The organism is Nocardioides cavernae (assembly GCF_016907475.1).
Lineage (GTDB): Bacteria > Actinomycetota > Actinomycetes > Propionibacteriales > Nocardioidaceae > Nocardioides > Nocardioides cavernae.
In genome coordinates, this window is sequence record NZ_JAFBCA010000001.1 from 1,250,707 (window position 1) to 1,275,153 (window position 24,447).

A 24,447-nucleotide genomic window follows, 5' to 3' on the forward strand; every position below is an offset into this window, starting at 1 on the left:
ATCCACACAAGCCTCAGCTGGCGGTGTTGATCATGCCGGCGCCGACGGTGACCCCGGTGGCCTCGTCGATCAGGATGAACGAGCCCGTGGTGCGGTTCTTCGAGTACGGGTCGCACAGCAGCGGCACGGTGGTGCGCAGCTGGACGCGGCCGATCTCGTTGAGCGAGAGCTCGCCGGCCTCCTGGTCGCGGTGCAGCGAGTTCACGTCGAGGCGGTACTGGATGTCCTTGACCATCGCGCGGCCCATGCGGGTCGTGTGCTTGATGGCGAGCTTCTGGCGCGGACGCAGCGGCTCGTTGGTCATCCAGCAGATCATCGCGTCGATGTCCTGGCTGGGCTTGGGGGCGTTCTTCGGGCGGGCGATCATGTCGCCGCGGGAGACGTCGACGTCGTCCTCGAGGTGGATCGTCACCGACATGGGCGGGAATGCCTCGGGGATCTCCTGGTCGAAGAGCTCGACCTTGGAGATGGTCGATGTCATGCCACTCGGCAGAACGACGACCTCGTCGCCCTTCTTGAGCACGCCGCCGGCCACCTGACCGGCGTACCCGCGGAAGTCGTGGTACTGGTCGGACTTGGGGCGGATGACGTACTGCACCGGGAAGCGGGTGTCCACGAGGTCGCGGTCGGAGGCGACGTGGACGTGCTCGAGGTGGTGCATGAGCGTCGGGCCGGAGTACCACGGGGTGTTCTCGGACCGGTTGACGACGTTGTCGCCCTGCAGCGCCGAGATCGGGATGACCTCGAGGTCAGGGATGTTGAGCTTGGTCGCGAACGACGAGAACTCCTTGTGGATCTTCTCGTAGACCTCCTGCGACCAGTCGACGAGGTCCATCTTGTTGATGGCCAGCACGAGGTGCGGCACGCGCAGCAGCGAGAGCAGGACCGCGTGGCGGCGGGACTGCTCGGTGAGGCCCTGGCGGGCGTCGACGAGGACAAGGCCCAGGTCGGCCGTCGAGGCGCCGGTCACCATGTTGCGGGTGTACTGGATGTGGCCCGGGGTGTCGGCGATGATGAACTTGCGCGCTGGAGTGGCGAAGTAGCGGTAGGCCACGTCGATGGTGATGCCCTGCTCGCGCTCGGAGCGCAGGCCGTCGGTCAGCAGCGCCAGGTCGGTGTAGTCGTAGCCCTTGGACTGGCTGGTCGACTCCACCGCCTCGAGCTGGTCCTCGAAGATCGACTTCGAGTCCAGCAGCAGGCGGCCGATGAGCGTGGACTTGCCGTCGTCGACCGAGCCGGCGGTCGCGAAGCGGAGCAGGTCCATCTCGCCCTGGGCGGCGGTGTGGGCGTCAGTGGTGCTGGCCATCAGAAGTAGCCTTCCTTCTTGCGGTCTTCCATGGCTGCCTCGGAGAAGCGGTCGTCGCCTCGCGTGGCGCCTCGCTCCGTCACTCGGGCGATGGCGATCTCGTCGATGATGGCTGCGGTGTCGGTGGCCACCGACTCCACGCAGCCGGTCTGCGTGCGGTCACCCACGGTGCGGAAGCGCACCATCTTCTTCTCGACCTTCTCGCCACCCTTGGGCTGGATCTCCTGGCCGATGGAGAGCAGCATGCCGTCGCGCTCGACGACCTCGCGCTCGTGGGCGAAGTAGATGGAGGGGATCTCGATCTCCTCGCGGTGGATGTAGTGCCAGATGTCGAGCTCGGTCCAGTTGGACAGCGGGAAGATGCGCATGTGCTCGCCGGCGTGGATACGGCCGTTGTAGAGGCTCCACAGCTCGGGGCGCTGCATCTTCGGGTCCCACTGGCCGAAGTCGTCGCGGTGGGAGTAGACGCGCTCCTTGGCGCGGGCCTTCTCCTCGTCGCGGCGACCGCCACCGAACGCGGCGGTGAAGCCGTTCTCCTCGATCGCGCCGAGCAACGTGCCGATCTGCATGCGGTTGCGGCTGGTCTTGCCGTCATCGACCACGTGGCCCGCAGCAATCGCCTCATCGATCGTGGCCACGATCATCCGCGCACCCAGCCGCTCGACCCAGGAGTCGCGGGTGGTCAGCACCTCGTCGAAGTCGAGGCCGGTGTCGACCTGGAGCAGCGGGAACGGGAGCTTGGCCGGGAAGAACGCCTTCTCCGCCAGGCGGAGCATGACGATGGAGTCCTTGCCGCCGGAGAACATCAGCACCGGCTTCTCGAACTCGGCGGCGACCTCGCGGAAGATGTGGATCGACTCTGCCTCGAGCTGGTCCAGCTGACTCAGCTGGTAGTCGACATGGGTGTTGGTCATGGCGTTGCAAGGACCTCTCTAGGGACAGCAGCCATCATCGTAGCGACGGGCAGCGCCTCGGACGATTCGCACTCCCGGGCGTGGTCAGCCCGTGACCGCGGGGTCCGGTCCAGACCGAAACATTCCTGGAGGTTTGGCGCCCGGCACAGGGGGTACTAGATCGGCATGCTTCTCTGGGCGGCTCTGATCCTCGCAGCGTGGATCCTGCTGTCTTTGCCCGTGGCCATGGTTGTCGGCCGGATGTTTGCGGCCCGTCCCCACAGCGTGGCCGTGCCCGTCCAGGTGCCGTCCGTCGTCGTGGACCGAGTGGCACACCTCTCACGCGTCGAGTGCCGCCGCGGCGAGGCCTCGCGATGGGCACACGAGGCACGGGCGCTCGCCACGTCGCGCCGACGGGTGGCAGTGACGGCCGGGAGCGCTGCACGCATCACCGGGTGAAGCTCACCCCTGACGGTCAGACGGGTGCCGGGACGATTGGTCGCGGTCACGGTCCCTTGGCCACAATGGCGCGCATGCGGACCACCCCCCGGGCCCTTGCGGCCGTTCTCGCAGGCGCCCTCCTCGTCACCGGCTGCAGCTCGGACGACGGTGACCCCACCCCGCCGTCGTACGAGAAGAGCGGCAGCGTGCGGGCGCAGGTGCTGCCCCAGCTCGCTGCCAACGGCGAAGAGGTCGAGTCCGCCGCCGACGCCGCCTGGGTCGTGGACGCCACGATCGCCGACGCGGAGGAGGGGACCTCGGTCACCCTGGTCGCGAAGGATGACGACGGCTGGTCCGAGGTCGACGAGCAGGAGACCGACGCCAAGGGCCGCGTCTCGCTCACCAGTCGCGACTCCGGCGACCTCCACGTGGTGGTCGGCGACGGCGACGACGCCATCGGCGCGAAGGTCTCGACCGACGACGCCCCCGAGGCGACCTTCACCGACGACTTCGACGACGAGGACAGCGTCGACGGCCCCGACGCCTTCTGGCACACCCGTGACCAGGGCTACACCGGCGTCCGAACGTGCTCCAAGGCCAGCGCGGATGCGGTCGAGGTCACCGATGGGGTGCTGCGACTGAGCGTGGCGGAGGATCCCGACCGCGAGGGCGACGAGTGCCAGCTCCCCGGGAAGCGCAAGAAGTTCCCGTACCGCGTCAACGGCCACGTCGGGACGGAGGGCCGTCTGGCCTTCACCTACGGCTTCGCGGCCGCGCGCATCAAGACCCAGGCTGCCCGCGGTCAGCACGCCGCCTTCTGGATGCAGGCGGTCGGCGGACAGGGGACCGGCGGTCCGAAGAAGGGTGGCGCCGAGATCGACGTCATCGAGTACTTCGGCGACGACCACCCCGAAGGTGGGCTGACCAGCTTCACCTACTTCCTCGACAAGAACGGCAAGAAGCAGACCGTCGGCGGTTGGCTCCCCAACGCCGACGAGCTGGGTGACGACTGGGCTGAGCAGTACCACGTCTTCTCCGTCGAGTGGACGCCCAAGGAGTACGTCTTCCGCATCGACGACAAGGTCACCCAGCGCCTCAAGGGCGTGACCTCCGGGCGTCCGGAGTTCCTCATCCTCAGCCTGCTGTCGTCGGACTACGAGCTGCCGCGCTTCAACGGCAAGCTGCCCCAGACCATGGAGGTCGACTGGGCGCGGGTGTGGGAGACGGGGCCGAAGTAGCGGACCGCAGAGGTCGCCCGTCGGGATTGCTGCTAGACCGGCCTTTCTCTGCACCGACGATGCGCGCATGCTGGTGTGCATCGTCGAGCTGGAGCAACGAGCATGGCCGCTCTCCGCGTGTATCTGATCGGCGCCTTCGTCGCGGCCATGGCCCTCGCCGTCGTTGACGTCGCACAACCCGACAGCCGAGCGGAGCCGCAGAGGCACTCCGTCGCCGAGGGACCGTCCGTCACCACCTCACAACCCACTGTCGTGTCGCTGAGGAAGGGATCTTCCTTGGGCACGCCAGCGGTTGTCTCCGATCCCGTGGTCGGCACGGTGGCGGTATGGCCTCGCGGGCCGACCCTCGAACACAGGGTCATGCCCGTCGGCGGCGTCTGGCAGCCCAGGGCGGCTTTCCCCCGGGGGCGCGTACGAGGGCAGTCCGACTCCGTGTCGGTGACCAGCGACGGCCACGGTCGGATCACGGCCGCTTGGGTGGTCAGGACGGGGCTGGGCACGTCGTGGCTCGTGACCGCCAGACGACTCCCGAACGGTGAATGGTCCACGCCGAAGGTGATGGACGAATTCGTCTCTCGCTACGAGTGGAACGCCATCTCGACCCCGAGCCTGGTTATGGGCGGGGACGGATCGACGGTGCTGTCCTGGGTTGTCGACCTCACAGACCCTTCCGACGAGGGAAGCGAGTCGAGTAGTCGGCTCCACGCGGCGTACCGACCGCCTGAGGGTCACTGGCGGCCCGTCCACCTACCGTCCATCCAGGACGGAGGTTCTGTCGCGGACGTCGACGACAACGGCGCGGCCGTGCTCGTGACGTACAAGGACCGGGCGCAGCGGCTGATGCGTTGCGACAGCGCAACCTGCGTCAAGGGCAAGCGGCTCCCCGAGGACTGGCCGCTCGGCAGCGGGATCGTGGATGCAGCCCTGTCCCCCGACGGCACCACCACGAGCGTCCTGCTGAGCAAGATGGTGCGCCAGGGTGGCGGGTCCGTGATCTTCGCTGCCCACCGCGAAAACGGAGCGTGGTCGGTGCCGGTCCGGGTGTCGCCCCCAGCGCAGGAGGACACGTACTACGACACACCTGGTCACGTGATGAACGACCACACCGCCACCATTCTCGTCGGTGGCCGGGGCGCGTGTACGTGTCTCCTGCACGTCATCACCAGGGCCGAGGGTGAGGATTACGGCGCTCCGCTATCGATCGCTGAGGGTGGGAGCCTGACACCGTTGGGCCTCTGGGCGAACGACGACGGGGCTGCCATGGCGGTCTGGGAGCGGTATCTCGACCTCGAGGCGGCTTCATCAGTTTCCTATCGGTCTGGAGATGACGGACCGTGGTCAGTCCCAACCGACCTGCCGCCGGAAGCAGCTGGCGTGGTCCCGGTCGGAACGGTTCATCCCGGCGGTGGCGGAATGGTCCTTTGGTACGACGGGAAACGGATCTCGGCCTGGTCCTGGCCACCGTCGGTTTCGTAGGGCGAGAGCAAAGGCGTTGGCGCGCCCCCTCGGCCACCGGTGGTCGTGGACGACATGTGGGCCTCCTGTGGCAGCCCCGAGGTCGCCGGCCGCGCAGACTCGTCGCGTGAAGCGACTGGGGGTCGGCGCGATGCGCTGGGGACGATGCAGGGTCAGATACGGGCGAGCGTGCCCGCACAACAGCTACTACCACCGGTTCTCGGACGAGTAGGCAGTCCGATGACGCACCGGGGGGCTGTGCTGTTCTGGGCCGTGGCAGTCGTCGCGTGGTTCATGGCGGGGTGGCTGGCGACGCAGCTGCCCTACTGAGTCGGGTCTCGGGTCTCGATACGCCCGCTCGTTCCTCGCGGGCTACTCGACCAGCGAGGAAGCGCTCGCTGCGTGGGCTACTCGACCAGCGAGGGCGGAGTGTCGAGGACGAGGGTGATCGGGCCGTCGTTGACGCTCTCGACGCGCATGTCGGCGCCGAAGCGGCCGCGCTCCACGTGGGCGCCGAGGCGCTCGAGCTCGGTGCAGACAGCGTCGTAGAGCGGCTCGCTCACCGGGCCGGGTGCGGCCGCCTGCCACGTCGGGCGGCGGCCCTTGCGCGCGTCGCCGTACAGCGTGAACTGGCTGACGACCAGCACGGGCGCGCGGACGTCGCTGGCGCTCTGCTCGTCGCGCAGAAGGCGCAGGTCCCAGATCTTGCGGGCCGTCCATGCGACCTCGGTCGCGGCGTCGTCATGGGTGACGCCTAGGTAGACGAGGAGCCCCGGGCGGTCGAGCTCGCCGACGACCTCGCCGTCGACCCGCACGCTGGCGGACAGCACCCGCTGGATGACGGCACGCATGTCGTGGCTCCCGCCCGCGTCAGACGCGGGTGAGGACGCCGACCTCGACGAGGTCGTCGACGTGGGTCTGCACCAGCGACTTGGCGTCGCCGGACTCGGGCTCGCCGAGCTCGACGAGGAGCGCCTCGGCGAGCCGGTCGAGGGTGGCCGACCCCTCTCCGAGCAGGGTGAGGACGCGGGTGGCCAGGAAGGACAGCGCGACGACGGTCTCGCCGAGCATCACGCAGCCGATGCCGTCGCTGACGTGGAAGTCGACGAAGTCGCTGCGGCGTACGCGCCCGCCGCCGTCGGCGGTGTCGGGTCCGAGGAGCTCGACGACGGTCGGCTCGGGCGCCGACTCCGTCTCGACGTCGCGCGGCGTCGGGCGGTTGAGCAGCTGCTGGGTGACGGCGACCAGGTCGTCGGCCTCGCGGTAGTCGACCCGTTGCACGCCGCCGACCTCCTCGACGAGCGCTGCCAGGCGGTGCAGGGGCTTGTCGAGCGAGCGCAGGTAGGACGCGTTGCCCGACAGGTGGGCGATCGCCTCCGCGGTGGGGACCTCGGTGAGCACGGGCGGGACGAAGCCCTCGGCGTGGCGCTCGAGCAGGAGCACCGCCGCCGGGCGGAGGTCGCCCGGTGCCTGGCGCAGGCCGAGGTCGTCGGGGGACTGCAGGCCCTGCGCCGGGTCGTCGGTCGCGAGCAGCGGCTTGCTGTAGGGCAGCAGGTCGAGTGCCGCGGTGAAGGCGACGGTGTCGTCGGTGACGTAGCCGAAGTGGCGCGCGAGCGTCCGGGCTGCGGTCGACCGCCCACTGCCGGCGGGGCCGACCAGCACGACGCATCGGCCCGTCTCCGGGTCGGCGACGGCCGCGGCACGCAGCATCAGGAGGTCGCCCTCGTTGGCCTCCATCGCCTGGAGGGTGACGGCCAGGGCGACCTGGTCGCCGACGACCGACCCGCTGGGACCTGCGATGGCGCCTCGCGCCGCGGCGTCCTCGACCGCGGCGGGGTCGTCGTCGACCAGCACGCGCACGCTTCGGCCCTGCACATCGTCGACCTGCCGGGCGTCACAGCGTGACCACGCGCGGAGCAGGTCGGCGGCGACGCTGCCGGCGTTGCCCCCGGCGACCTCGACATGCACCTGGGTCCCGAGAGCTGTCACGGCGACGACGTGGTGAGGGCTGGCCGAGAGAGTCACTCGCGGGAGTCTAAGGTGCGCGCATGGACGAACTCCTCATCACGGTGGCACCGACGGGCGCCGAGACGGCGAAGGCCGACTGCCCGCAGCTCCCGACCACCCCGGAGGAGGTGGCCCGCACGGCGGCCGACTGCGAAGCGGCCGGCGCGGCGATGATCCACATCCACGTGCGCGACACCTCCCACCAGCCCACCCTCGACCAGGGCCTGCTGCGCGAGTGGGTCGCCGCGGTGCGCGAGTCGTCCTCGCTCGTCGTCCAGCTCTCCACCGGCGGCTCGGTGCACGACCCGCTCGACGAGCGGCTCAAGGTGCTCGACGCCGAGCCCGACTCGTGCTCGCTCACCATGGGCACGACCAACTTCGGCGACGACGTCTTCCTCAACCCGTGGCCCTTCGTGAAGGACCTCTACCAGCTCGCCCTGGAGCGCGGTGTGGCGCCGGAGTTCGAGCTCTTCGACCTCGGGCAGGTGCACGCGCTCGGCCGCCTCATCCGGCAGTACGGCGTCCCGGCCGGCGGCAAGGTGCACGTCGACTTCGTGATGGGCGTCCCCGGCGGCATGCCCGGCACCGCCCCCGCGCTCGTCGCCGGCGTCGCCGCGCTCCCGCCCGAGGTGACCTCGTGGTCGGCCACCGGCATCGGCCGCTCCACGCTGTCGGTCGCGATGGCCTCGCTGTCGATGGGCGGCCACCTGCGCGTCGGCATGGAGGACGTGCTCACCATCAGCCGCGGCGTGCCGGTCGAGTCCAACGCCCAGCTCGTCGAGCGCGCGGTCGAGCTGGGACGGATCGCGCAGCGTACGCCGATGAAGCCTGCGCAGTGCCGCGAGCTGCTCGGGCTGGCCTGAGCCTGCTGGGCTGGTTCAGCGACGGCGGCGCTTGCCGCCCCCGGCCGTCACGGCCTCGTCCTCGAGCGGGGCGTAGCCGTAGCCATAGCCGTAGCCGCTCGCGGACTTCTTGGCAGGCGCCTGGTTGACCACCACGCCCAGCGTGGTGGCGTCGACGGAGCCGAGCCGCTCGATGGCCGTCGACAGCTGGTCGCGCGTCGTACGCCCGTGGCTGACCACGACGACCGCACCGTCGGCGCGGGTGGCGAGCAGTGCGGCGTCGGTCACCGGCAGCAGCGGCGGCGCGTCGAGGATGACGACGTCGTAGCGCTGCCGCAGGTCGAGCAGCAGCATCTCCATCGCCTGCGACTGCAGGAGCTCCGACGGGTTGGGCGGGATCTGGCCGCAGACCATGACGTCGAGCGACGTGTCGGCGTACTGCTGCATGACGTCCTGGGCGCTGACCTTGCCGATCAGCACGCTGGTGGTGCCGATCGCGCCGTCGAGCTCGAGGCGGTCGGCGATGAGCGGACGGCGGAGGTCGCACTCGACCAGGGCGACCTTCTGGCCGGCCTGGGTGAGGGTGACCGCGAGGTTCACCGCGGTCGTGCTCTTGCCCTCGCCGGGCAGCGAGCTGGTGATGACGATGACCTTCTGGGCGTTGTCGATGTCGACGTACTGCATGCTGGTGCGCAGCACGCGGAACGCCTCGGCCCACGGGGTCGCGGTGAAGAGCACCTCGCTCGGGGCGCGCTTGGCGTCGGTGTCCTGGAAGATGTTGCCGAGGACCGGGGCCGAGGTGATCTCGGCGATGTCGTCGGCGGTCTTGACGCTGGTGTCGAGGAGCTCGCGTGCCACGGCCAGGCCGACGCCCAGCAGGAGCCCGAGGATGCCGGCGAGCGCGAGGTTGCGCAGCGGTTGCGGCGCGACGGGCGTGCGGGCGACCTGGGCGTCGTCGATGAGGGTGGCCTTGACGACGGCAGTGGTCTCGCCGCGGGGCGTCTCGAGCTCCTCCACGAGGAGCTGCAGCTGCTCGGCGTAGGCCTGCGCGATGTCGCGGGCGCGCTCCGCGTCGGCGTCAGTGGCCTGGATCTCGAGGAGCACCGTCTCCGGGACGGCCGAGGCGGTGACCTGCTCGCGCAGGTCCATCGCGTCGGTGTCGCCGAGGTCGTCGGCCACGCGCTCGGCGAGCTGGTTGCTGGTCACCAGGTCGGCGTACGACGCCACGCGCTGGGTGGCGAACAGGTTGCCGGTGTAGGCGGAGTTCTCGTCGGTCTGGCTGGTCGAGACGAAGATCCGGGTGGTGGAGGCGTAGGTCGGGGTCACCGACCAGGTCCACACCGCGGCGACCGCCAGGACCACCAGGACACTCCCGAGAACCAGCCGCCACCGCCGTCGAACGGTGCGCCAGTAGTCCTGCAGCTCCACGCTTTTTCCTCTGCTTGTCAACGAAACTTTGACAAGAGTAAGCGCTCGGTCGCCCTCCTCCTTCATCCTCGCGGGCGGGGCGGAACGGGGCCGGGCGCGGGGAATTCGGCTAGGGCCGGTCGACCTTCTTCATCCCCACGAGCCCGGGCTGGTAGTCCGGGTCCTCGAGCTGGGCGATGGTCGGCGAGCCGAACATCGGCAGGCCCTGCTGCTTGCGCAGGAAGCCCCAGACGATGGGCAGGACCACCAGCACGACGAGGCCGATGCCGGCGATGAGCATGGGGTGGGTCTCCTCGACGCCGAGGGGCGCCCAGCCCGACTTGTCGAGCAGCGCGACGCCGCTCATCGTCAGCACGACCACGATGCCGCGGCGGATGAAGGACTGCGGCACGCGCGGGGCGAGGCTGGACCCGAGGATCGTGCCGGGCACCGAGCCGATGAGGAGGGGGATCAGGATCGTCCAGTCGATGCCGTGGAGGGCGATGTTGGAGATCGCCGCGGCCAGGACCAGCGGCACGGCCTGCACGAGGTCGGTGCCGACGAGCCGCACGGCCGACAGGCCGGGGTAGAGCATCAGCAGGGCGATCATGATGACCGAGCCGGAGCCGACGCTGGTGATGCCCACGAGCAGGCCGCCAAGCATGCCGACGAGCAGCGTCGGCACGATCCGGATGGCGGGGTTGTCGTCGTGGACGTGGGTGCCCGCGCGGACGCGGCGGAGGTTGACGTAGAGGCGCAGGGCGTACGTCGCCGCGGCGAGCAGGAGCGCGAAGCCGATGCTGATGACCAGCACGTGGTTGAGCTCTTCGGTGTCGTCGGTGAACCACGCGACCAGGTGGGGCCCGAGCAGCGCCATCGGGATGGAGCCGATCATCAGCCACATCGCGAGCCGCATGTTGGGCGAGCCCTCGCGCTTGTGCACGATCGCGCCGCCGGACTTGTAGACCGCGGCCGCGGTGAGGTCGGCGGTCACGACGGTGGCGGCCTCCCCGACGCCGAGGAACAGCAGCGCCGGGGTCATCAGGGCGCCACCGCCCATGCCGGTCAGGCCGACGACGATGCCGACGAGGAAGCCGGCAGCGAGGATCGAGAAGAACGTGACGGTCAGCAGCTCAGCCACCGGAGCCTCCTGGAGCGAGCCGAGGGACGATCACACCCAACATTCGCGACATTGTGTCTGCTGCCGTGGCCGCAGCCGATTCCCCGCGCCGGTAGGGGTCGGCGATGTCGTGCTCGCGGCGCGCCGCCGTACGACGTGCGCCGACCGCGGCGACCAGCTCGCGCCCGCGCAGGTCGGGGTGCTCCTCCGCCGCTGCGGCGAACTGGCCGACGGTGAAGACCTTGCGCAGGTGCTGGGGGAACTCCTCCAGGATGAAGCTGCGGTGCGTGGCCTCCGCGGTCAGCACCAGGTCGGCCTCGGCGAGGATCGGCCCGGTGAGGCGGCGGCTGGCGAAGCCGGACGAGGTGTCCTCGGCGAGCGTGGCGACCATGGCGTCGTCCATCGCGTGGCTGTCGAAGCCGTGGGTGCCCGCGCTGGAGAACTCGACCCCCGAGTCGGGGCCGGACAGGCGGCGCGCGGTGAGCTCGAGGAAGGGCGAGCGGCAGATGTTGGCGGTGCAGACGAAGAGCACCGCGAGCGGCTCAGTCATCGGTGCCCCGCAGGTGGAGGTAGCCGGCCTCGTCGAGCGCGACCAGGACGTCGTCGAGCGCGTCCTCGATCGTGCGGCCGGTCGTGTCGACGCGCACCGCCGGGTCGACGGGCTCCTCGTAGGGCGAGGAGATGCCGGTGAACTCGGGGATCTCGCCGGCGCGCGCCTTGGCGTAGAGGCCCTTGCGGTCGCGGCGTTCGCACTCCTCCAGCGGGGTGGCGACGTGGACGAGGAAGAACGCGCCCCCGGCGGCCTCGACCATCTCCTGCACCTGCTCGCGGGTCTCGGCGAACGGCGCGATCGGCGAGCAGACCGCGACCCCACCGTGGCGGGCGATCTCCGCGGCCACCCAGCCGATGCGACGGATGTTGGTCTCGCGGTCGGCCTTGCTGAAGGTCAGCCCCGCGGACAGGTGACGTCGTACGACGTCGCCGTCGAGGCTGGTCACCGTGCGGCCGCCCTGCTCCAGCACCAGGTCCATCAGCGCGCGGGCGAGCGTCGACTTGCCGCTCCCGGACAGGCCGGTGAAGAAGAGCACGAGGCCCTGCTCCTCGGGCTCCGGCTGGTCCGCGTCGACGATCGCTGCGATGGCCGCGGGGTGGCCCACCGGGTCACCGGACGAAGAGGAGTCCGCCAGGGCGTGGACCGGGTCGCCGCCGGCGTAGGTCTCGACCACCTGGGCGCCGAGGGCGTGGTCGGCGTCGGCGTCACCGTGGGCGGGGAGCGGGACAGCCACGACGGACGCGTCGTCGAGCAGGTCGGCGGCCCCCAGCGTGGCGCGCACCAGCGCGACGGGGGACAGCGACGAGGTGCCGGTGCCCATCAGGGCCAGGAGCACGACCCGGCCGAGCCCGCGCAGCTCCTCGAGGTCGGCGTCGGTGAGCGCGTCGACGACGGGGACGAAGGTGGCGCCGGCGTGCTGCTCGCGCGCCTGCGTGGGAGTGAGGTGCAGCCGGCGGAAGGGGCCGTACTGCGCGTGCGTGAGGGGCTCCAGCGAGCCGTCGGCGGCGACCCGGGCCAGCGGCAGGCCCTCGGGGTCGACGAGCTCGGCATCGGTGGCCCCGTCGGGCAGGTCGAGGGTGACGACGCTCCCGTCCTCGTTGAATCGGGTGAGCGGGGCGTAGGCGCCGGAGACCAGGAGCTCCAGGTCGTCGAGCTCGGTCGGCGTCGGGCAGTGCTGGATCACCCGCGCATCCTCTCAGAACTGCGGTGAGTAGCCTGCCGCCATGTCTGTCGCTGGGTCTGTTGCTGTGTCTGTCGGTCTCCCCGTCGTCGCCGAGATCGTCCGCTCCGGGTTCGTCGAGGGGCACCACTACGGCTCTGTCGTGGCCCTGGCCGCCGACGGGTCCGTCGAGTGGTCGGTCGGCGAGGTCGCGGCCCAGCTGCTGCCGCGGTCGAGCAACAAGCCCGTCCAGGCCCTCGCGATGGTCGAGCTCGGCCTCGACCTGCCCGACGACCTGCTCGCCCTGGCGTGCGCCTCGCACTCCGGCGAGCCGTTCCACATCGAGGGCGTACGCCGCACGCTGGCCTCCGCCGGCCTCGACGAGTCGGCGCTCCAGACGCCCGCCGACTATCCCCTCGACGACGACGCCCGCGAGGCCGTCGTACGGGCCGGGGGTGCGAAGTCGCCGGTCCTGATGAACTGCTCCGGCAAGCACGCGGCGATGCTCGCGACGTGCGTGCTGCGGGGCTGGGACACCGCCACCTACCTCGACCCCGCCCACCCGCTCCAGGTCGCGATCGCCGACACCTTCGCCCGGCTCACCGGGGAGCCGATCGACGCGGTCGCCGTCGACGGGTGCGGTGCGCCGCTGCTGTCCACGTCGCTCACCGGGCTGGCGCGGGCGTTCTCGTCCCTCGCCACCGCGACCGACGGTCCGGAGCGCCGCGTCGCCGACGCGATCCGGCGCCACCCCGAGTACGTCAGCGGCACCACACGCGACGAGCTCGCCCTGCACCGGGCCGTCCCCGGGCTGATCGGCAAGGCCGGCGCCGAGTCCTGCTACGCCGTCGCGCTTCCCGACGGACGCGCCTGGGCGCTCAAGACCGACGACGGAGCCCCGCGCGTGCGCCCTGTGCTGATGGCCGAGGCGCTGCGTCGCTCGGGCGTGCTCGACGAGGACGGCGTCGACGCCGACGCGGTCCGCTCAACGGGGCGGTTCGAGCTCCTCGGCGGGGGACTGCCGGTCGGCGAGATCCGCGCCGCCTTCTGAGGCCCCTCGGTCCCGTCGGTCCAGGAGCCTCAGCACCAGCAGCCCCAGGAGCGCGCCGACCAGCATGCCGAGGGTGTTGGCGACGACATCGGCGTTGGTCGCCTGCCGCGCGTCGAGCGCCACGGCCTGCACCACCTCGACGGCGAACGACACCACGAAGCCGACCGCCGTCCAGTCCCGCCAGGTGGGTCGCGTCCAGAGCAGGCTGCCCAGCAGGCTCAGCGGCACGAACGCCACCACGTTGAGCATCGACTCCACGCGCCCGAAGGAGGTCAGGACCTCCGGGAGGCCGAGCCGCTGCAGCACCTCCGTCAGGTGGAGGATCACCCAGTCCGGGCCGCTCGACGACGGCGCCAGCAGGACGACCGACAGCAGCACGACCCAGGCGACCAGGGCGGCGCCCAGCGCCGTACGCGCTCTGCGGCTCAGGGGACGGACGGACACGGGTGGATCCTAGGTCGGCACCGCTTTCGACACCCTGTGCGAACCGTCTGCTAGCGCTGAACCGGGCTTCGGCAAAGGACTTGTGAGAGGACTCACCCGCGCTCGATTTGAATTCTGCTAACACTTGTTAGCACAATGGGGACATGGCCAAGGACAAGATGACCCCGGCCAGGGTGAGCTCGAAGAAGGCGTCGAAGGCGGCTTCCAAGGCCAGCGGCAAGACCAGCAAGGCGGTCGTCGGCTCGCTCGGCACGCTGGGGGACTACCTCAAGGAGCAGCGCCTCGGCGCGCAGCTCTCCCTACGACAGCTCGCCGACCAGGTCGGGGTGAGCAACCCTTACCTGAGCCAGATCGAGCGCGGCCTGCGCAAGCCGTCGGCCGAGGTGCTCCAGCAGCTGGCCCGCGCCCTGCGCGTCAGCGCCGAGCAGCTCTATGTCCGCGCCGGCATCGTCCACCCCGACCCCGGGCAGCCCGGATCGGTGGAGCTCGCGATCCTCGCCGACACCACGCTCACCGAGCGCCAGAAGCACTCGCTGCTCGACGTGTACGCCTCCTTTCTCGCGCTCAACGAGCGTGACGTGGCGCCGGCACTACCCGTCGAGCCGGTCGAGATCGTCGAGCCCGCCGACGAGCTCTAGCCGCACACCGACCACCAGAACACCGTCAGCACCACCCCCCACCTGAAGGAGAACCCCATGGCCACCACCAAGCGCGACCTCAAGACCGAAGCCCTCAAGCCCGTCCTCGCCGGCGTCGGCGTCACCGACCTGGCCGTCGAGGCCGTCCGTGAGGCCGTGGCCGACGTGCAGAAGCGCGTCGCCGCCGTGCAGAAGGACGTCACCACCCGCGTGAGCGACGTGCAGAAGACCGCAACCGACCCGAAGGCGCTGCGCAAGCAGGCCCAGGCCCGTCGCGCCGCCATCGAGGCCCGCGTCGCCGAGCTGCAGACCGAGGCCCGGGCGTACCCGGCCAAGGTGACCACGCAGTTCTCCGCGCTCGTCGACGGCAACGTCTCCGCGGCCAACGCCACCTACACCGACCTCGTCAAGCGCGGCGAGTCCCTCGTGGGTCGCATCCGCCGCCAGGAGTCGACCAAGGCCGCCGTGACCTCCGCCAAGACCACCGTGACGAAGGCGAAGACCACCGCGACCCAGGCCAAGAAGGCTGCTGAGGCCACCACCGCCGCCGCCGACAAGACGGCCGCCACCAAGGTCGCCCCCAAGCCGAAGCCGACCGCCAAGAAGGCCACCCAGAAGGCCGCGGGCAAGAAGGCCGCCGCGACCACCGCCCGCAAGACCGCGGCGAAGAAGACCGCCACCGCGCAGAGCAGCGCCAAGGCCACCGCCAGCGCCGCCACCGCCACCGCGACCAACGCGGTCCAGGCCGTCGCCGACGCCGCCGAGAAGGTCGGCGACTGAAGAGCACCAGCCGATGAGCAGCAGCTGATGCTGTTCTGACACGGCCGTGGGCCTCCGTCCGTCAGGGCGGGGGCCCTCTGTCGTTGCCCGCCTTTGCCCGGCGTGGACAACTGTGGGCAACTCCGCTCCAATGGGAGGGGCGGCAGCGGTGAGTTCTCGACCCGCCGCGGGGGCCGCGGAGGCTGGCCATGGATGTCACGAGCGCGAAGATCGTGGAGCTGCGGGTCCACGGCGTCAGCGGGACGCCGCCGGAGGAGATGCTCGAGACGCACCATGCCCGGCAGGAGGCCGGCGACGAGTACTCGCGGTTCTTCGTCGCGGTCGACTGCTTCGGCGACAAGCCGCCCGATCCGATCGAGGACGGCAACGGTCCGCACGTGCGGTCGACGAGGCTCGAGGGCTTCCACTGGGGCCGCTACACCTCGGGCAACTGGCGGCAGGCGCTCTGGCTGGCGCTGGTCCCGTTCGGCATGGTCAACGCCGCGCAGTTCATGCTCAGCCCGCCCTCGTCGTTCCGCGAGCGGTTCTTCCACACCCTCGTCGGCGGGGCGCTGCGGCTGCTCGCCCTCGGGCTGACCGCGACGTTCGCCCTGGCCGCGTCGTCGATCAGCATCGACCTGGTCGCGCGGCAACGGCTCGCCACCACCCGACTCGGTGAGGCGCTGGGGGAGGGCACGCTCCTGGCGGCCGGCGCGCTGGTCGCGGCCGGTGCCGTGCTGGTGCTCTACCGGCTGGGGCGGCGCAACACGACCGTGCGCCATCCACCCGACGCCGCCGACACCCTGGGCCGCTCGCTGGGCGAGACGTCCGGCCTGACCCGGGAGAACTTCTACGCCGGCGACCCCGACGCCACCAGCCTCGGACGCCTCCACCTCGCGGGCGGCTGGGCGACGGTGGCCCTCGTCGGCAGCCTCACCGACGGCGACGCGCAGCTCGCCACCAGCCTGAGCTCGTTCGTGTACGCCGCCAGCGCGGGGCTGCTGGCCGCCCTCGCCGTGCTGGTGGCAGTGCTCGGCGACCCCGAGCACAGCGCTCCCCGGTCGTGGGAGCGCGACTCGGTGCTGGAGAACTGGAACCGGGTCCTCCAGCGACCGGCGGTGGGCCTGACGGCCGCGTCCCTGGCGCTCGCGGTCCTGCTGTCGTCGGTGGTGATGCTGGTGCTGCGCGGGGTCAACCCCGACAACCCGCTCGCCGCCGTGGACGGGGTGTCCAACACGCTCGTGGTGGTCCTGACGGCCACCCTGCTGGTCCTGTTCGCCGCCTCCGCGGGCCTCGCGCACGCGACCCGGCACCTCGACGCGGAGGTGCCGCGACCCTTCCGCCGCTACGCCGCCGGGATGGCGGCGCCGGTCGTCGCCGCCCTCGGCGGCTTCCTCGCCGTCGGCTACTCGGCGGCGCTGCTGCTGGCCAGCGCCGAGCTGCTGGTCGACGACGCCGCGATGCCCAAGCTGGTCGAGGGCGTCACCTTCACCTGGGGCGTCTCCGTGCTGCTCCTCGTGGCCGTCGGCCTCGTGCTCGGGTTTCGCACGTGGACGGACCGCGCCTGGCGTACCGAGCGGGTACGGCGCAGCTACGGCCTGGTCTACGGGTCGGGCGGGTCGGGCGGGTCCGACGAGCCGACGTGGCTCACGGACGAGCGCGTGCGCCGGATCGCGACGGCGAGCGCGATCGCGCGGGTCAAGCTCGGGCTGCCCGTCGTGCTCGTCTGCTTCTCGTTCCTCGGCATGGTGCTCGCGGTGCTGCTCGCCATCGACCTGATGACCGGCGTGGGCGCCCCGCGCGACGCACTGCCCGACGAGTGGGTGGAGGTGATCTCCCGGCTCGGCGCCCTCACGCTGATCGCGCTGGCCGGCCTGCTCATGACCACGGCGCGCCAGTCCCTGCGTGCCCGCGACCGGCAGCGGGTCGTCAACGTCGTGTGGGACGTCGTGTCGTTCTGGCCGCGGTCGGTGCACCCCTTCGTGCCGCCGCCGTACTCACAGTTCGCGGTGCAGTCGCTGCGCGACCGGATCCGCCACCACCTCGGCACCTGCACGGAGGCGGAGCCGTCGACCACCGAGGTCGCCGACGCGGTCGTCGTGGAGGCGCACAGCCAGGGCAGCTTCATCTCGGTCGCCGCGCTGCTGTGGCTGAACCCGTACGAGCTCTCGCGCGTCGGCTTCCTCACCTTCGGCTCCCAGCTGCAGGTGATCTTCCCGCGCGCGTTCCCGGCGTACGCGAGCTACCACGTGCTCACGGCGCTCGACCGCGCGCTCGAAGGTCGCTGGATCAACCTCTTCCGCGACACCGACCCCATCGCGGGCCCGGTGCTCAGCTGGGCGCACACCGGTGAGGAGACGCAGCAGGTGCTGCGCTCACGCCGGCTGGGCCCGCCGGCGCGTACGGAGGACCCGTGGCCGTTGGTGCCCGACCTCCTGCCCGCCATCCGCACCGGGCGACGCGAGTGCGGACGCGACTGGCGGCTTCTGGACCCGAGCCCTCCTGACCGCGAGCTGCACGCCGAACCCCTCACGTCGATGATGCAGCACAGCCACTTCGCGCTGTCCCCGGACTGGGACGACGCCGTCGAGTGGCTGGCCACCCGGACCCTGGACACGACCTCGGGCCGCACCCCGTCGGTGCCGACCCCGCGCGAGGACGTACGCCCGGAGTCCGGCGCCGCGACCGCCGACGCGACCGACGACGCGGGCGAGATGATGGGCCCGGTCGACTACCAGGCCCACGACTGAGCGGTCGGCGACGGCTCCCCACGTCGCGCGTGTCCGGCTACGCTCGTTCCGTGAACATCTACGCGTTCCAGAGCACTCTCATGCTGGTGGTGCTCGTCGTGCTGCTCGCGGTCAAGGGATTCGCGTTCATCAACTCGCTGACCTACTCGGCCGAGGCCTACGAGGCGGCCGGCAAGCTGACCAAGCAGGCGTGGTGCGCGATCACCGGCCTCGGCTTCGCCGCCCAGCTGATCCTCATCGGCTCCTCGCCCCTCGGGCTGATCCACCTCGTCTTCACCATCGCCTCGCTCGTCTACATCGCCGACGTGCGCCCGGCTCTTGCCGAGGTCACGTCACGCCGCTGAGCGAGTCGACCAGCACCTCGGCGGCGCGCTCCGGCGACATCGGGTCGCGCGGTGAGGTGAGGGCCATCCGCATTCCACGGACGAACGCCAGCACCAGGTCCACGTGGCGCTCGAGCCGGTCCGCGTCACGCTCGCCCAGGTCGTGCAGCAGATCGGCAACCAGGTCACGCTCCGCCTCCTCTGTCGTCGACACTTCGCGACTGAGCGCCTCGTCCCAGCGGGCAGCCTCGACCAGGGTGAGCCACACGCCGTCGTACACCTGCTCCAGCCACGTCTGTGGCAGCAGGGCGAGCGCGACCTGAGGAAGTGAGACGGACTGCTCGGCGATCCGCCACTGCAGGATCCTCCGGCGGGCCAGAAAGCCTCGCTCGCGGATCCACCGTTGCCCGTACCTTCCCGCCACAGCCGCGCGCATCGCATCCACGGAAGGGAACCAGGCTGCGATGGCTTGGGGCGTCACGTTGCTGGCCCGCGCCACGTTGCGCAGGGTGAGAGCGGACCAGCCCCCCTCCGCGAGGAGCGGGATGGCGAGGTTGGTCGCCATGTCTGCTTTCGCGACGCTGCCGCCGGAGAACATCGGGCCCGAGCGCGGGATGTAGCGGATCTCGTCGTCCATGGTCGGCAGCACACCAGATCGTCGGCCCTGCCCGCAGTGATCATCCACAGGGTCAGGCATCCCCGACGCGAGACGCACTCGAGTTCTGAACTGACGTCAATTCAGTTCGCGATGTCGTGCCTCAGGACCCGGGGTGCCCCGGTGACTCACGCCAGGTAGCGGTCGAGGGCGGACATCGCGTCCTCGGGCTCGAACCCGGTCGCGCGGAGCTTCTCGAGCGACATCGCGGAGTTGAGCGGACGCGGGGCGAACGGGTTGCCCTGCGCCAGCACCCCCTCGGCGTACGACTCGGTGCTCGTGCCCGACACGTCGGCGGCGCTGCGGCCGGAGCGCTCGAAGACGGCCTGCGCGATCTCACGCCACGACATGGCGGGGCCGCCGTTGGACACGTGGTACGTGCCGAACGTGGCGTCGCTGTCGAGGAGGTGGCGGGTGGCCCGGACCAGCTCGTCGGTGAAGGTGAGCCGGCCGACCTGGTCGTCGACCACGCTGGGGGAGACGCCCTTCTCGGCGAGCGACTGCATGGTGCGGACGAAGTTCTTGCCCTCGCCGATCACCCACGACGTGCGCAGGACGTAGTGGCGCGGGGCCAGCGAGACGGCGACGTCGCCGGCCGCCTTGGTCTGCGCGTAGACGCCGAGCGGCGAGAGCGGTTCGTCCTCGGTGTGGCCGGGGTCGAGGGGCGCGGTGCCGTCGAAGACGTAGTCCGAGGAGTAGTGGACGAGGGTGAACCCGTGCTCGCGGGCGAGGCCGGCGAGGGTGGCAGGGCCGGTGGTGTTGGCCGCCCACGCGGCGACCCGCCCCTCGGGCGTCTCCGCGGCGTCGACGGCGGTGTAGGCCGCGGCGTTGAGCACGACGGCGTACTCGTGCCAGGGCCAGGCGGCGACGGCGTCGGCGTCGGTGACGTCGAGCTCCGCGCGGGTGGCCGTGTCGCAGCCCGGGAAGGCGTCCGCGAGGGCGAGGCCGAGCTGGCCGCCGCCGCCGAGGACGAGCGTCTTCTTGGCGGGGATCGCCGTCGACGGGTCGAGGCCGGGGTTGTTCTGGTCCTTCTCGCTGATGATGGCCTCGCCCAGCGGGATCGGCCAGTCGATCGCCACCGTGCTGTCGTCGAGGGCCAGCGCCGGGTAGGCGATGCCGGGGCGCCAGTGCGCGTTGACCAGGTAGGTGTAGGCCGTGGCGTCCTCGAGCACCTGGTAGCTGTTGCCGACGCCGCGCGGCACGAAGACCGCGACCGAGGTGTCCATCTCGAGGGTGAAGGTCGCGCCGAAGCTGTCGCCCTCGCGCATGTCGACCCAGGCGCCGAAGATCCGGCCGGTGGCCAGCGAGACGAACTTGTCCCACGGCTCGGTGTGGATGCCGCGCGTCACGCCGCGGTCGGCGTTGAAGGAGACGTTGTTCTGCACCGGCCCGAAGTCGGGCAGGCCGATCGCGAGCATCTTCTCGCGCTGCCAGTTCTCCTTGAAGAACCCGCGAGAGTCGTCGCGGCGGTCGAGCCGTACGACGACGAGGCCCGGGATCGGCGACGTCTCGAGGCTCGGCAGACTCTGGGGGGAGAGGGTCACTGACCCTTCTCCGCGTACTTCGCCTCCGTCGCGTCCTTGTGCGGCCGCCACCAGTCCTCGTGGGTCTGGTACCACTCGATCGTGTTCGCCAGGCCCGCCTCGAAGTCCTGGAACTGCGGCTGCCAGCCGAGCTCCTGGCGCAGCTTGCCCGACTCGATGGCGTAGCGCATGTCGTGGCCGGCACGGTCGTTGACGTGGTCGAAGTCGTCCTCCGACCTGCCCATCAGCGTGAGGATCAGGCGGACGACCTCGAGGTTGTTCTTCTCGCCGTCGGCGCCGATGAGGTAGGTCTCGCCGATGCGGCCCTTCTCGAGGATCGTGAGCACGGCCGAGGAGTGGTCGTCGGCGTGGATCCAGTCGCGGACGTTCTCGCCCGAGCCGTAGAGCTTGGGGCGCACGCCGTCGATGACGTTGGTGATCTGGCGCGGGATGAACTTCTCGATGTGCTGCCACGGCCCGTAGTTGTTCGAGCAGTTCGAGACCGTCGCCCGCACGCCGAAGCTGCGGACCCAGGCGCGCACCAGGTGGTCGGACCCGGCCTTGGAGGCGGAGTAGGGGGAGGACGGGTTGTAGGGGGTGTCCTCGGTGAAGCGCTTGGGGTCGTCGAGCTCGAGGTCGCCGTAGACCTCGTCGGTCGAGACGTGGTGCAGGCGCTTGTCGTGCTTCCGCACCGCCTCGAGGATCGTGTAGGTCCCGAGGATGTTGGTGCGGATGAACGGGCTCGGGTCGTTGAGCGAGTTGTCGTTGTGCGACTCGGCCGCGTAGTGGACGACCGCGTCGTGGGCCGCCACCAGAGGGTCGACGACGTCCTCGTCGGCGATGTCGCCGACCACCAGCTGCACCCGGTCCTCGGGCAGACCCGCCAGCGACTCCTGGGAGGCGGCGTAGGTCAGCTTGTCGAGGACGGTGATCTTCAGGTCGGTGTGGTCGACGAGGTGGTGCACGAAGTTCGACCCGATGAACCCCGCGCCCCCGGTCACGAGAAGGCGTTCCATGCCGCGGAGTCTAGGGGCGAGCGACGATCTCGAACGACTCGACCACCTCGAGCGCGTCGGTGGTGTAGGTCGCCACGCGCCCACCGCGCGTCGACCAGCCGTCGGGCAGGCTGGTGCCGGACGGGCTGGCATCGACCGCGTAGCCGCGCGGGAAGCTGACCCGGACCCGGACGTCCTGCGGATCGACCATGCCCTGCGGGTCGAGCGCCAGCCGGTAGGCGAGCCCGTCGCCGTCGCGCACGGCGGCGGCAGGGACGTCGTACGTCACCGTGAGGGTGTGGCGGGCCTGCGGCGCGAACTCGATCTCGGGGCGGATGAAGTAGCGACCGAAGAAGTTGCGCGGCGACGTCTCGACGGGCTCGCCGTCGACCTCCACGGATTCGAAGGTGGCGCCGGTGGGCAGGAACGGCGCGACGCTGAGGGTGTTCCAGCGGGTGAAGTAGCCGTTGCGCGGGTCGGGCACCGGCTGGACGTAGGGCGGGGAGTCGTTGTGGACCTCGACCTCCATCCGCACGCGCGCGCTGCCGTCCTCCCGCAGCGCGACGTCGGTGCTGACCGTGCGGCGCTGCCAGTAGTCGGACTTGCTGGGCACCTTGTTCTGCGTGAAGACACCGATGTAGTCGTGCTCGCTGTCGGACAGCCGGCCGGTGAGGCCGAGCCCGTCGAAGGCCGCCTGCTCGTCGGGGTCGCGGAAGTAGAGGGCGAAGCGCCGCTCGTCGGCGGCCTCGCCCAGCACTCGGCCGGTGCCGACCGGGTCGTTGCCGGAGAGCAGGCGCTCGACGAAGACCGGGGCGAGTGCACGGTTGACCGCCTTGCGCGCGGCGGGGTCGGGGTAGTCGTCGTAGCTGCCGATGAGCTTCTCGACCAGGTTGTCACCGGTCAGGGTGCCGAGGGTCGGCACCTCGATCGGGCCGGAGACCTCGAGCAGCTTGGACAGCGCGACCACGTCGATCACGACCACGCCGGCGAGCCGGCGGCCGCGCAGGCTGCGCCAGGCGTTGGCCAGCTCGTTGCCCGAGACCTCCCAGTCGGGGGCCATGGTGGCCAGCGCCGGCTTCATCTGCCCGCGGTGGAGCGGGTTCCCGCTGACCTTCCTCCAGTAGCGGGGCTGGGCCGCGCCGGGGGCGGTCGACAGGTCGACCGTCTCGCCCATCGACAGCCGGCCCCGGTCGAGGTCGACGGGCACGAACGTCTGCGGGGTGCCGCCGGAGTAGAGCATCTCGGCGGGGTTGAGCAGGGCCACGAGGTACTGCCGGCTGGCGTCGCGGCCGAGGACCTTGGGCAGCTGGTCGAGCAACGGGTCGATCGTCTCGAGGCCCTCGGCCAGGGGGTCCACCTCGTTCTGCGCCTGGTCGCGGGCCTCGGCGAGCCGGTGGCCGACCACGGCACGGGAGTCGGCGACGTCGGCGAGCTCGGCCTGCGCGTCGGCCAGCCGCGTCGACACCTCGCGCAGGTCGTCGATCACGTCCTCCAGCACGTCGATGTCGACGTTGCCGTCGTCGACGAGGGTCGACTCCTCGCCGCGCACCTGCGGCAGGATGCGTACGCCGGTCTCCGCCACGGCGACGAGCTGGTCGAGGGCGTTGCCGAGCCGTCGTACGTCGCGCACCGGGCCGCCGGCGACCGGCACCCAGCTCCACACGTCGCCGCCGATCCCCTGGACGGATCCCTGCAGGTCGTCGGTCTCCGAGCGGGCCCGCTCCACGGCCGCGACCGCGGCGTCGGTGTCACCGGCGTCCAGCGCGTCCTTGGCGGCGGTGAGCTCGGCGCGCGCGTCCTCGGCGTGGCCCGGGGCCGAGAGGAACGGGATGGCCAGCAGGACCAGGACCACCAGCAGCAGGAGCAGCCCCCCGATGACGGTCGCGGGCCGGATCAGCCGTCGCGGTGCGGCGCGACGGGTGGACGGCATGCGCACATGGTGCCAAAGGGGCTCGAACCCACGAGAATCCCGGACGCACCCTAGGGTTCACCCATGCGTGGAATCATCCTGGCCGGTGGCACCGGTTCGCGACTGCACCCGATCACCCAGGGAATCAGCAAGCAGCTGGTGCCGGTCTACGACAAGCCGATGATCTACTACCCGCTCTCCACGCTGATGCTGGCGGGGATCCGGGACGTCCTGATCATCACGACGCCCCACGAGGCCGACGCCTTCCACCGGCTGCTCGGCGACGGGTCGCAGTTCGGCATCAACCTGACCTTCGCGGTGCAGCCGAGCCCCGACGGCCTCGCGCAGGCCTTCATCATCGGTGCCGACCACATCGGCGCAGAGCGGTCGGCCCTCGTCCTCGGCGACAACATCTTCTACGGCTCCGGCCTCGGCCAGCAGCTGCTGCGCTTCTCCGAGCTCGACGGCGCCGCGGTCTTCGGCTACCACGTCGCCGACCCCCGCGCCTACGGCGTGGTGGAGTTCGACGACCAGGGCCGGGCGCTGTCGCTGGAGGAGAAGCCGGAGCACCCGAAGAGCGACTTCGCGGTGCCGGGCCTCTACTTCTACGACAACGACGTGGTGCAGTACGCCGCCGAGCTGGCGCCGTCCGCGCGCGGCGAGCTGGAGATCACCGACCTCAACCGGCGCTACCTCGAGGAGGGTCGCCTCCACGTCGAGGTGCTGCCGCGCGGCACCGCGTGGCTCGACACCGGCACCTTCGACTCGCTGAACGACGCCTCCAACTTCGTCCGCACCATCGAGGGTCGGCAGGGCTTCAAGGTCGGCGCGCCCGAGGAGGTCGCCTGGCGGATGGGCTTCCTCTCCGACGACGAGCTCGTCGCCCGCGCCGAGCCGCTGCGCAAGAGCGGCTACGGCGAGTACCTGCTGGGTCTCCTCAAGCACGGCTGACCGCGTTTGGGCGGGTCTCCGGCGGGGG

Annotated in this window: 22 protein-coding genes; 9 read left to right on the forward strand and 13 right to left on the reverse strand. The window is 70.9% G+C overall.

Going from position 1 to position 24,447, the window contains the following annotated elements:
- Positions 1 to 13: 13 nt before the first annotated feature.
- The gene (gene cysN, locus JOD65_RS05850) at positions 14 to 1,306 is read right to left on the reverse strand and encodes a sulfate adenylyltransferase subunit CysN (RefSeq protein ID WP_191193316.1); all 1,293 of its coding nucleotides are present in this window, start codon (positions 1,304 to 1,306) and stop codon (positions 14 to 16) included.
- Positions 1,306 to 2,220, reverse strand: a complete 915-nt coding sequence (cysD, locus tag JOD65_RS05855; RefSeq protein ID WP_191193315.1) for a sulfate adenylyltransferase subunit CysD — start codon at positions 2,218 to 2,220, stop codon at positions 1,306 to 1,308. The genes cysN and cysD overlap by 1 nt, the downstream gene beginning before the upstream one ends.
- 512 nt (positions 2,221 to 2,732) lie before the next feature.
- Between cysD and JOD65_RS05860 the strand changes: the two genes are divergently transcribed.
- Complete coding sequence (locus tag JOD65_RS05860; RefSeq protein WP_191193314.1) at positions 2,733 to 3,878, forward strand: glycoside hydrolase family 16 protein; 1,146 nt, start codon at positions 2,733 to 2,735, stop codon at positions 3,876 to 3,878.
- 102 nt (positions 3,879 to 3,980) lie between these two features.
- Positions 3,981 to 5,354: a hypothetical protein gene (locus tag JOD65_RS05865; protein ID WP_191193313.1), complete on the forward strand. Its 1,374-nt coding sequence runs from the start codon at positions 3,981 to 3,983 to the stop codon at positions 5,352 to 5,354.
- Between the two features lie 386 nt (positions 5,355 to 5,740).
- Here the strand turns inward: JOD65_RS05865 and dtd are convergent, their stop codons facing one another.
- Together dtd and JOD65_RS05875 are read right to left on the reverse strand one after the other, a co-directional pair.
- Positions 5,741 to 6,184: a D-aminoacyl-tRNA deacylase gene (gene dtd / locus JOD65_RS05870; protein WP_191193312.1), complete on the reverse strand. Its 444-nt coding sequence runs from the start codon at positions 6,182 to 6,184 to the stop codon at positions 5,741 to 5,743.
- Between the two features lie 19 nt (positions 6,185 to 6,203).
- Positions 6,204 to 7,358 carry an ATP-binding protein gene (locus JOD65_RS05875; protein WP_191193311.1) on the reverse strand — a complete coding sequence of 385 codons (1,155 nt, stop codon included), beginning with the start codon at positions 7,356 to 7,358 and terminating at the stop codon, positions 6,204 to 6,206.
- Between the two features lie 23 nt (positions 7,359 to 7,381).
- Between JOD65_RS05875 and JOD65_RS05880 the strand changes: the two genes are divergently transcribed.
- Positions 7,382 to 8,203 (forward strand): beta-keto acid cleavage family enzyme, encoded by an 822-nt coding sequence (locus JOD65_RS05880; RefSeq protein WP_191193310.1) that lies wholly within the window; start codon positions 7,382 to 7,384, stop codon positions 8,201 to 8,203.
- Positions 8,204 to 8,218: 15 nt separating this feature from the next.
- Here JOD65_RS05880 and JOD65_RS05885 read toward each other — a convergent pair whose 3' ends face one another.
- The 4 genes from JOD65_RS05885 to cysC form a co-directional block, all read right to left on the reverse strand.
- Positions 8,219 to 9,610, reverse strand: coding sequence for a tyrosine-protein kinase domain-containing protein (locus JOD65_RS05885; RefSeq protein ID WP_191193309.1), 1,392 nt, complete (start codon positions 9,608 to 9,610; stop codon positions 8,219 to 8,221).
- A gap of 109 nt (positions 9,611 to 9,719) precedes the next feature.
- Positions 9,720 to 10,730 (reverse strand): sulfite exporter TauE/SafE family protein, encoded by a 1,011-nt coding sequence (locus tag JOD65_RS05890; protein ID WP_191193308.1) that lies wholly within the window; start codon positions 10,728 to 10,730, stop codon positions 9,720 to 9,722.
- A complete protein-coding gene (locus tag JOD65_RS23105) occupies positions 10,723 to 11,259 on the reverse strand; it encodes an arsenate reductase/protein-tyrosine-phosphatase family protein (protein WP_191193307.1) in 537 nt (178 codons plus the stop codon). Before JOD65_RS23105 ends, JOD65_RS05890 begins: the two co-directional genes overlap by 8 nt.
- The gene (gene cysC, locus JOD65_RS23110) at positions 11,252 to 12,445 is read right to left on the reverse strand and encodes an adenylyl-sulfate kinase (protein WP_307820961.1); all 1,194 of its coding nucleotides are present in this window, start codon (positions 12,443 to 12,445) and stop codon (positions 11,252 to 11,254) included. Before cysC ends, JOD65_RS23105 begins: the two co-directional genes overlap by 8 nt.
- Before the next feature lie 40 nt (positions 12,446 to 12,485).
- On the opposite strand from cysC, the gene JOD65_RS05900 reads away from it, so the two are divergent.
- Positions 12,486 to 13,472, forward strand: coding sequence for an asparaginase (locus JOD65_RS05900; protein WP_191193306.1), 987 nt, complete (start codon positions 12,486 to 12,488; stop codon positions 13,470 to 13,472).
- On the opposite strand, the gene JOD65_RS23115 is transcribed toward JOD65_RS05900, so the two are convergent.
- Positions 13,407 to 13,916 (reverse strand): VanZ family protein, encoded by a 510-nt coding sequence (locus tag JOD65_RS23115; RefSeq protein WP_191193305.1) that lies wholly within the window; start codon positions 13,914 to 13,916, stop codon positions 13,407 to 13,409. The two genes, JOD65_RS05900 and JOD65_RS23115, sit on opposite strands and share 66 nt — an antisense overlap.
- Positions 13,917 to 14,059: 143 nt before the next feature.
- On the opposite strand from JOD65_RS23115, the gene JOD65_RS05910 reads away from it, so the two are divergent.
- The 4 genes from JOD65_RS05910 to JOD65_RS05925 all read left to right on the forward strand — a co-directional run bounded on the left by JOD65_RS05910 (position 14,060) and on the right by JOD65_RS05925 (position 18,407).
- Positions 14,060 to 14,554, forward strand: coding sequence for a helix-turn-helix domain-containing protein (locus JOD65_RS05910; protein WP_224747117.1), 495 nt, complete (start codon positions 14,060 to 14,062; stop codon positions 14,552 to 14,554).
- Positions 14,555 to 14,611: 57 nt separating this feature from the next.
- Positions 14,612 to 15,334, forward strand: a complete 723-nt coding sequence (locus JOD65_RS05915) for a hypothetical protein (RefSeq protein WP_191193304.1) — start codon at positions 14,612 to 14,614, stop codon at positions 15,332 to 15,334.
- Positions 15,335 to 15,522: 188 nt separating this feature from the next.
- The gene (locus JOD65_RS05920) at positions 15,523 to 18,063 is read left to right on the forward strand and encodes a hypothetical protein (protein ID WP_191193303.1); all 2,541 of its coding nucleotides are present in this window, start codon (positions 15,523 to 15,525) and stop codon (positions 18,061 to 18,063) included.
- A 50-nt stretch (positions 18,064 to 18,113) separates the two neighbouring features.
- Positions 18,114 to 18,407, forward strand: a complete 294-nt coding sequence (locus JOD65_RS05925) for a DUF2516 family protein (RefSeq protein ID WP_191193302.1) — start codon at positions 18,114 to 18,116, stop codon at positions 18,405 to 18,407.
- On the opposite strand, the gene JOD65_RS05930 is transcribed toward JOD65_RS05925, so the two are convergent.
- From JOD65_RS05930 to JOD65_RS05945, 4 genes are all read right to left on the reverse strand, one after another.
- Positions 18,391 to 19,023 carry a TetR/AcrR family transcriptional regulator gene (locus tag JOD65_RS05930; protein WP_191193301.1) on the reverse strand — a complete coding sequence of 211 codons (633 nt, stop codon included), beginning with the start codon at positions 19,021 to 19,023 and terminating at the stop codon, positions 18,391 to 18,393. The genes JOD65_RS05925 and JOD65_RS05930 overlap by 17 nt on opposite strands.
- A gap of 146 nt (positions 19,024 to 19,169) precedes the next feature.
- Entirely contained in the window at positions 19,170 to 20,585 is a 1,416-nt protein-coding gene (locus tag JOD65_RS05935) for a sugar nucleotide-binding protein (RefSeq protein WP_191193300.1), read from the reverse strand.
- Complete coding sequence (gene rfbB, locus JOD65_RS05940) at positions 20,582 to 21,580, reverse strand: dTDP-glucose 4,6-dehydratase (RefSeq protein WP_191193299.1); 999 nt, start codon at positions 21,578 to 21,580, stop codon at positions 20,582 to 20,584. The genes JOD65_RS05935 and rfbB overlap by 4 nt, the downstream gene beginning before the upstream one ends.
- 10 nt (positions 21,581 to 21,590) lie before the next feature.
- Complete coding sequence (locus JOD65_RS05945) at positions 21,591 to 23,489, reverse strand: DUF4012 domain-containing protein (RefSeq protein WP_191193298.1); 1,899 nt, start codon at positions 23,487 to 23,489, stop codon at positions 21,591 to 21,593.
- A gap of 63 nt (positions 23,490 to 23,552) precedes the next feature.
- Between JOD65_RS05945 and rfbA the strand changes: the two genes are divergently transcribed.
- A complete protein-coding gene (rfbA, locus tag JOD65_RS05950; protein ID WP_191193297.1) occupies positions 23,553 to 24,419 on the forward strand; it encodes a glucose-1-phosphate thymidylyltransferase RfbA in 867 nt (288 codons plus the stop codon).
- Positions 24,420 to 24,447 lie beyond the last annotated feature (28 nt).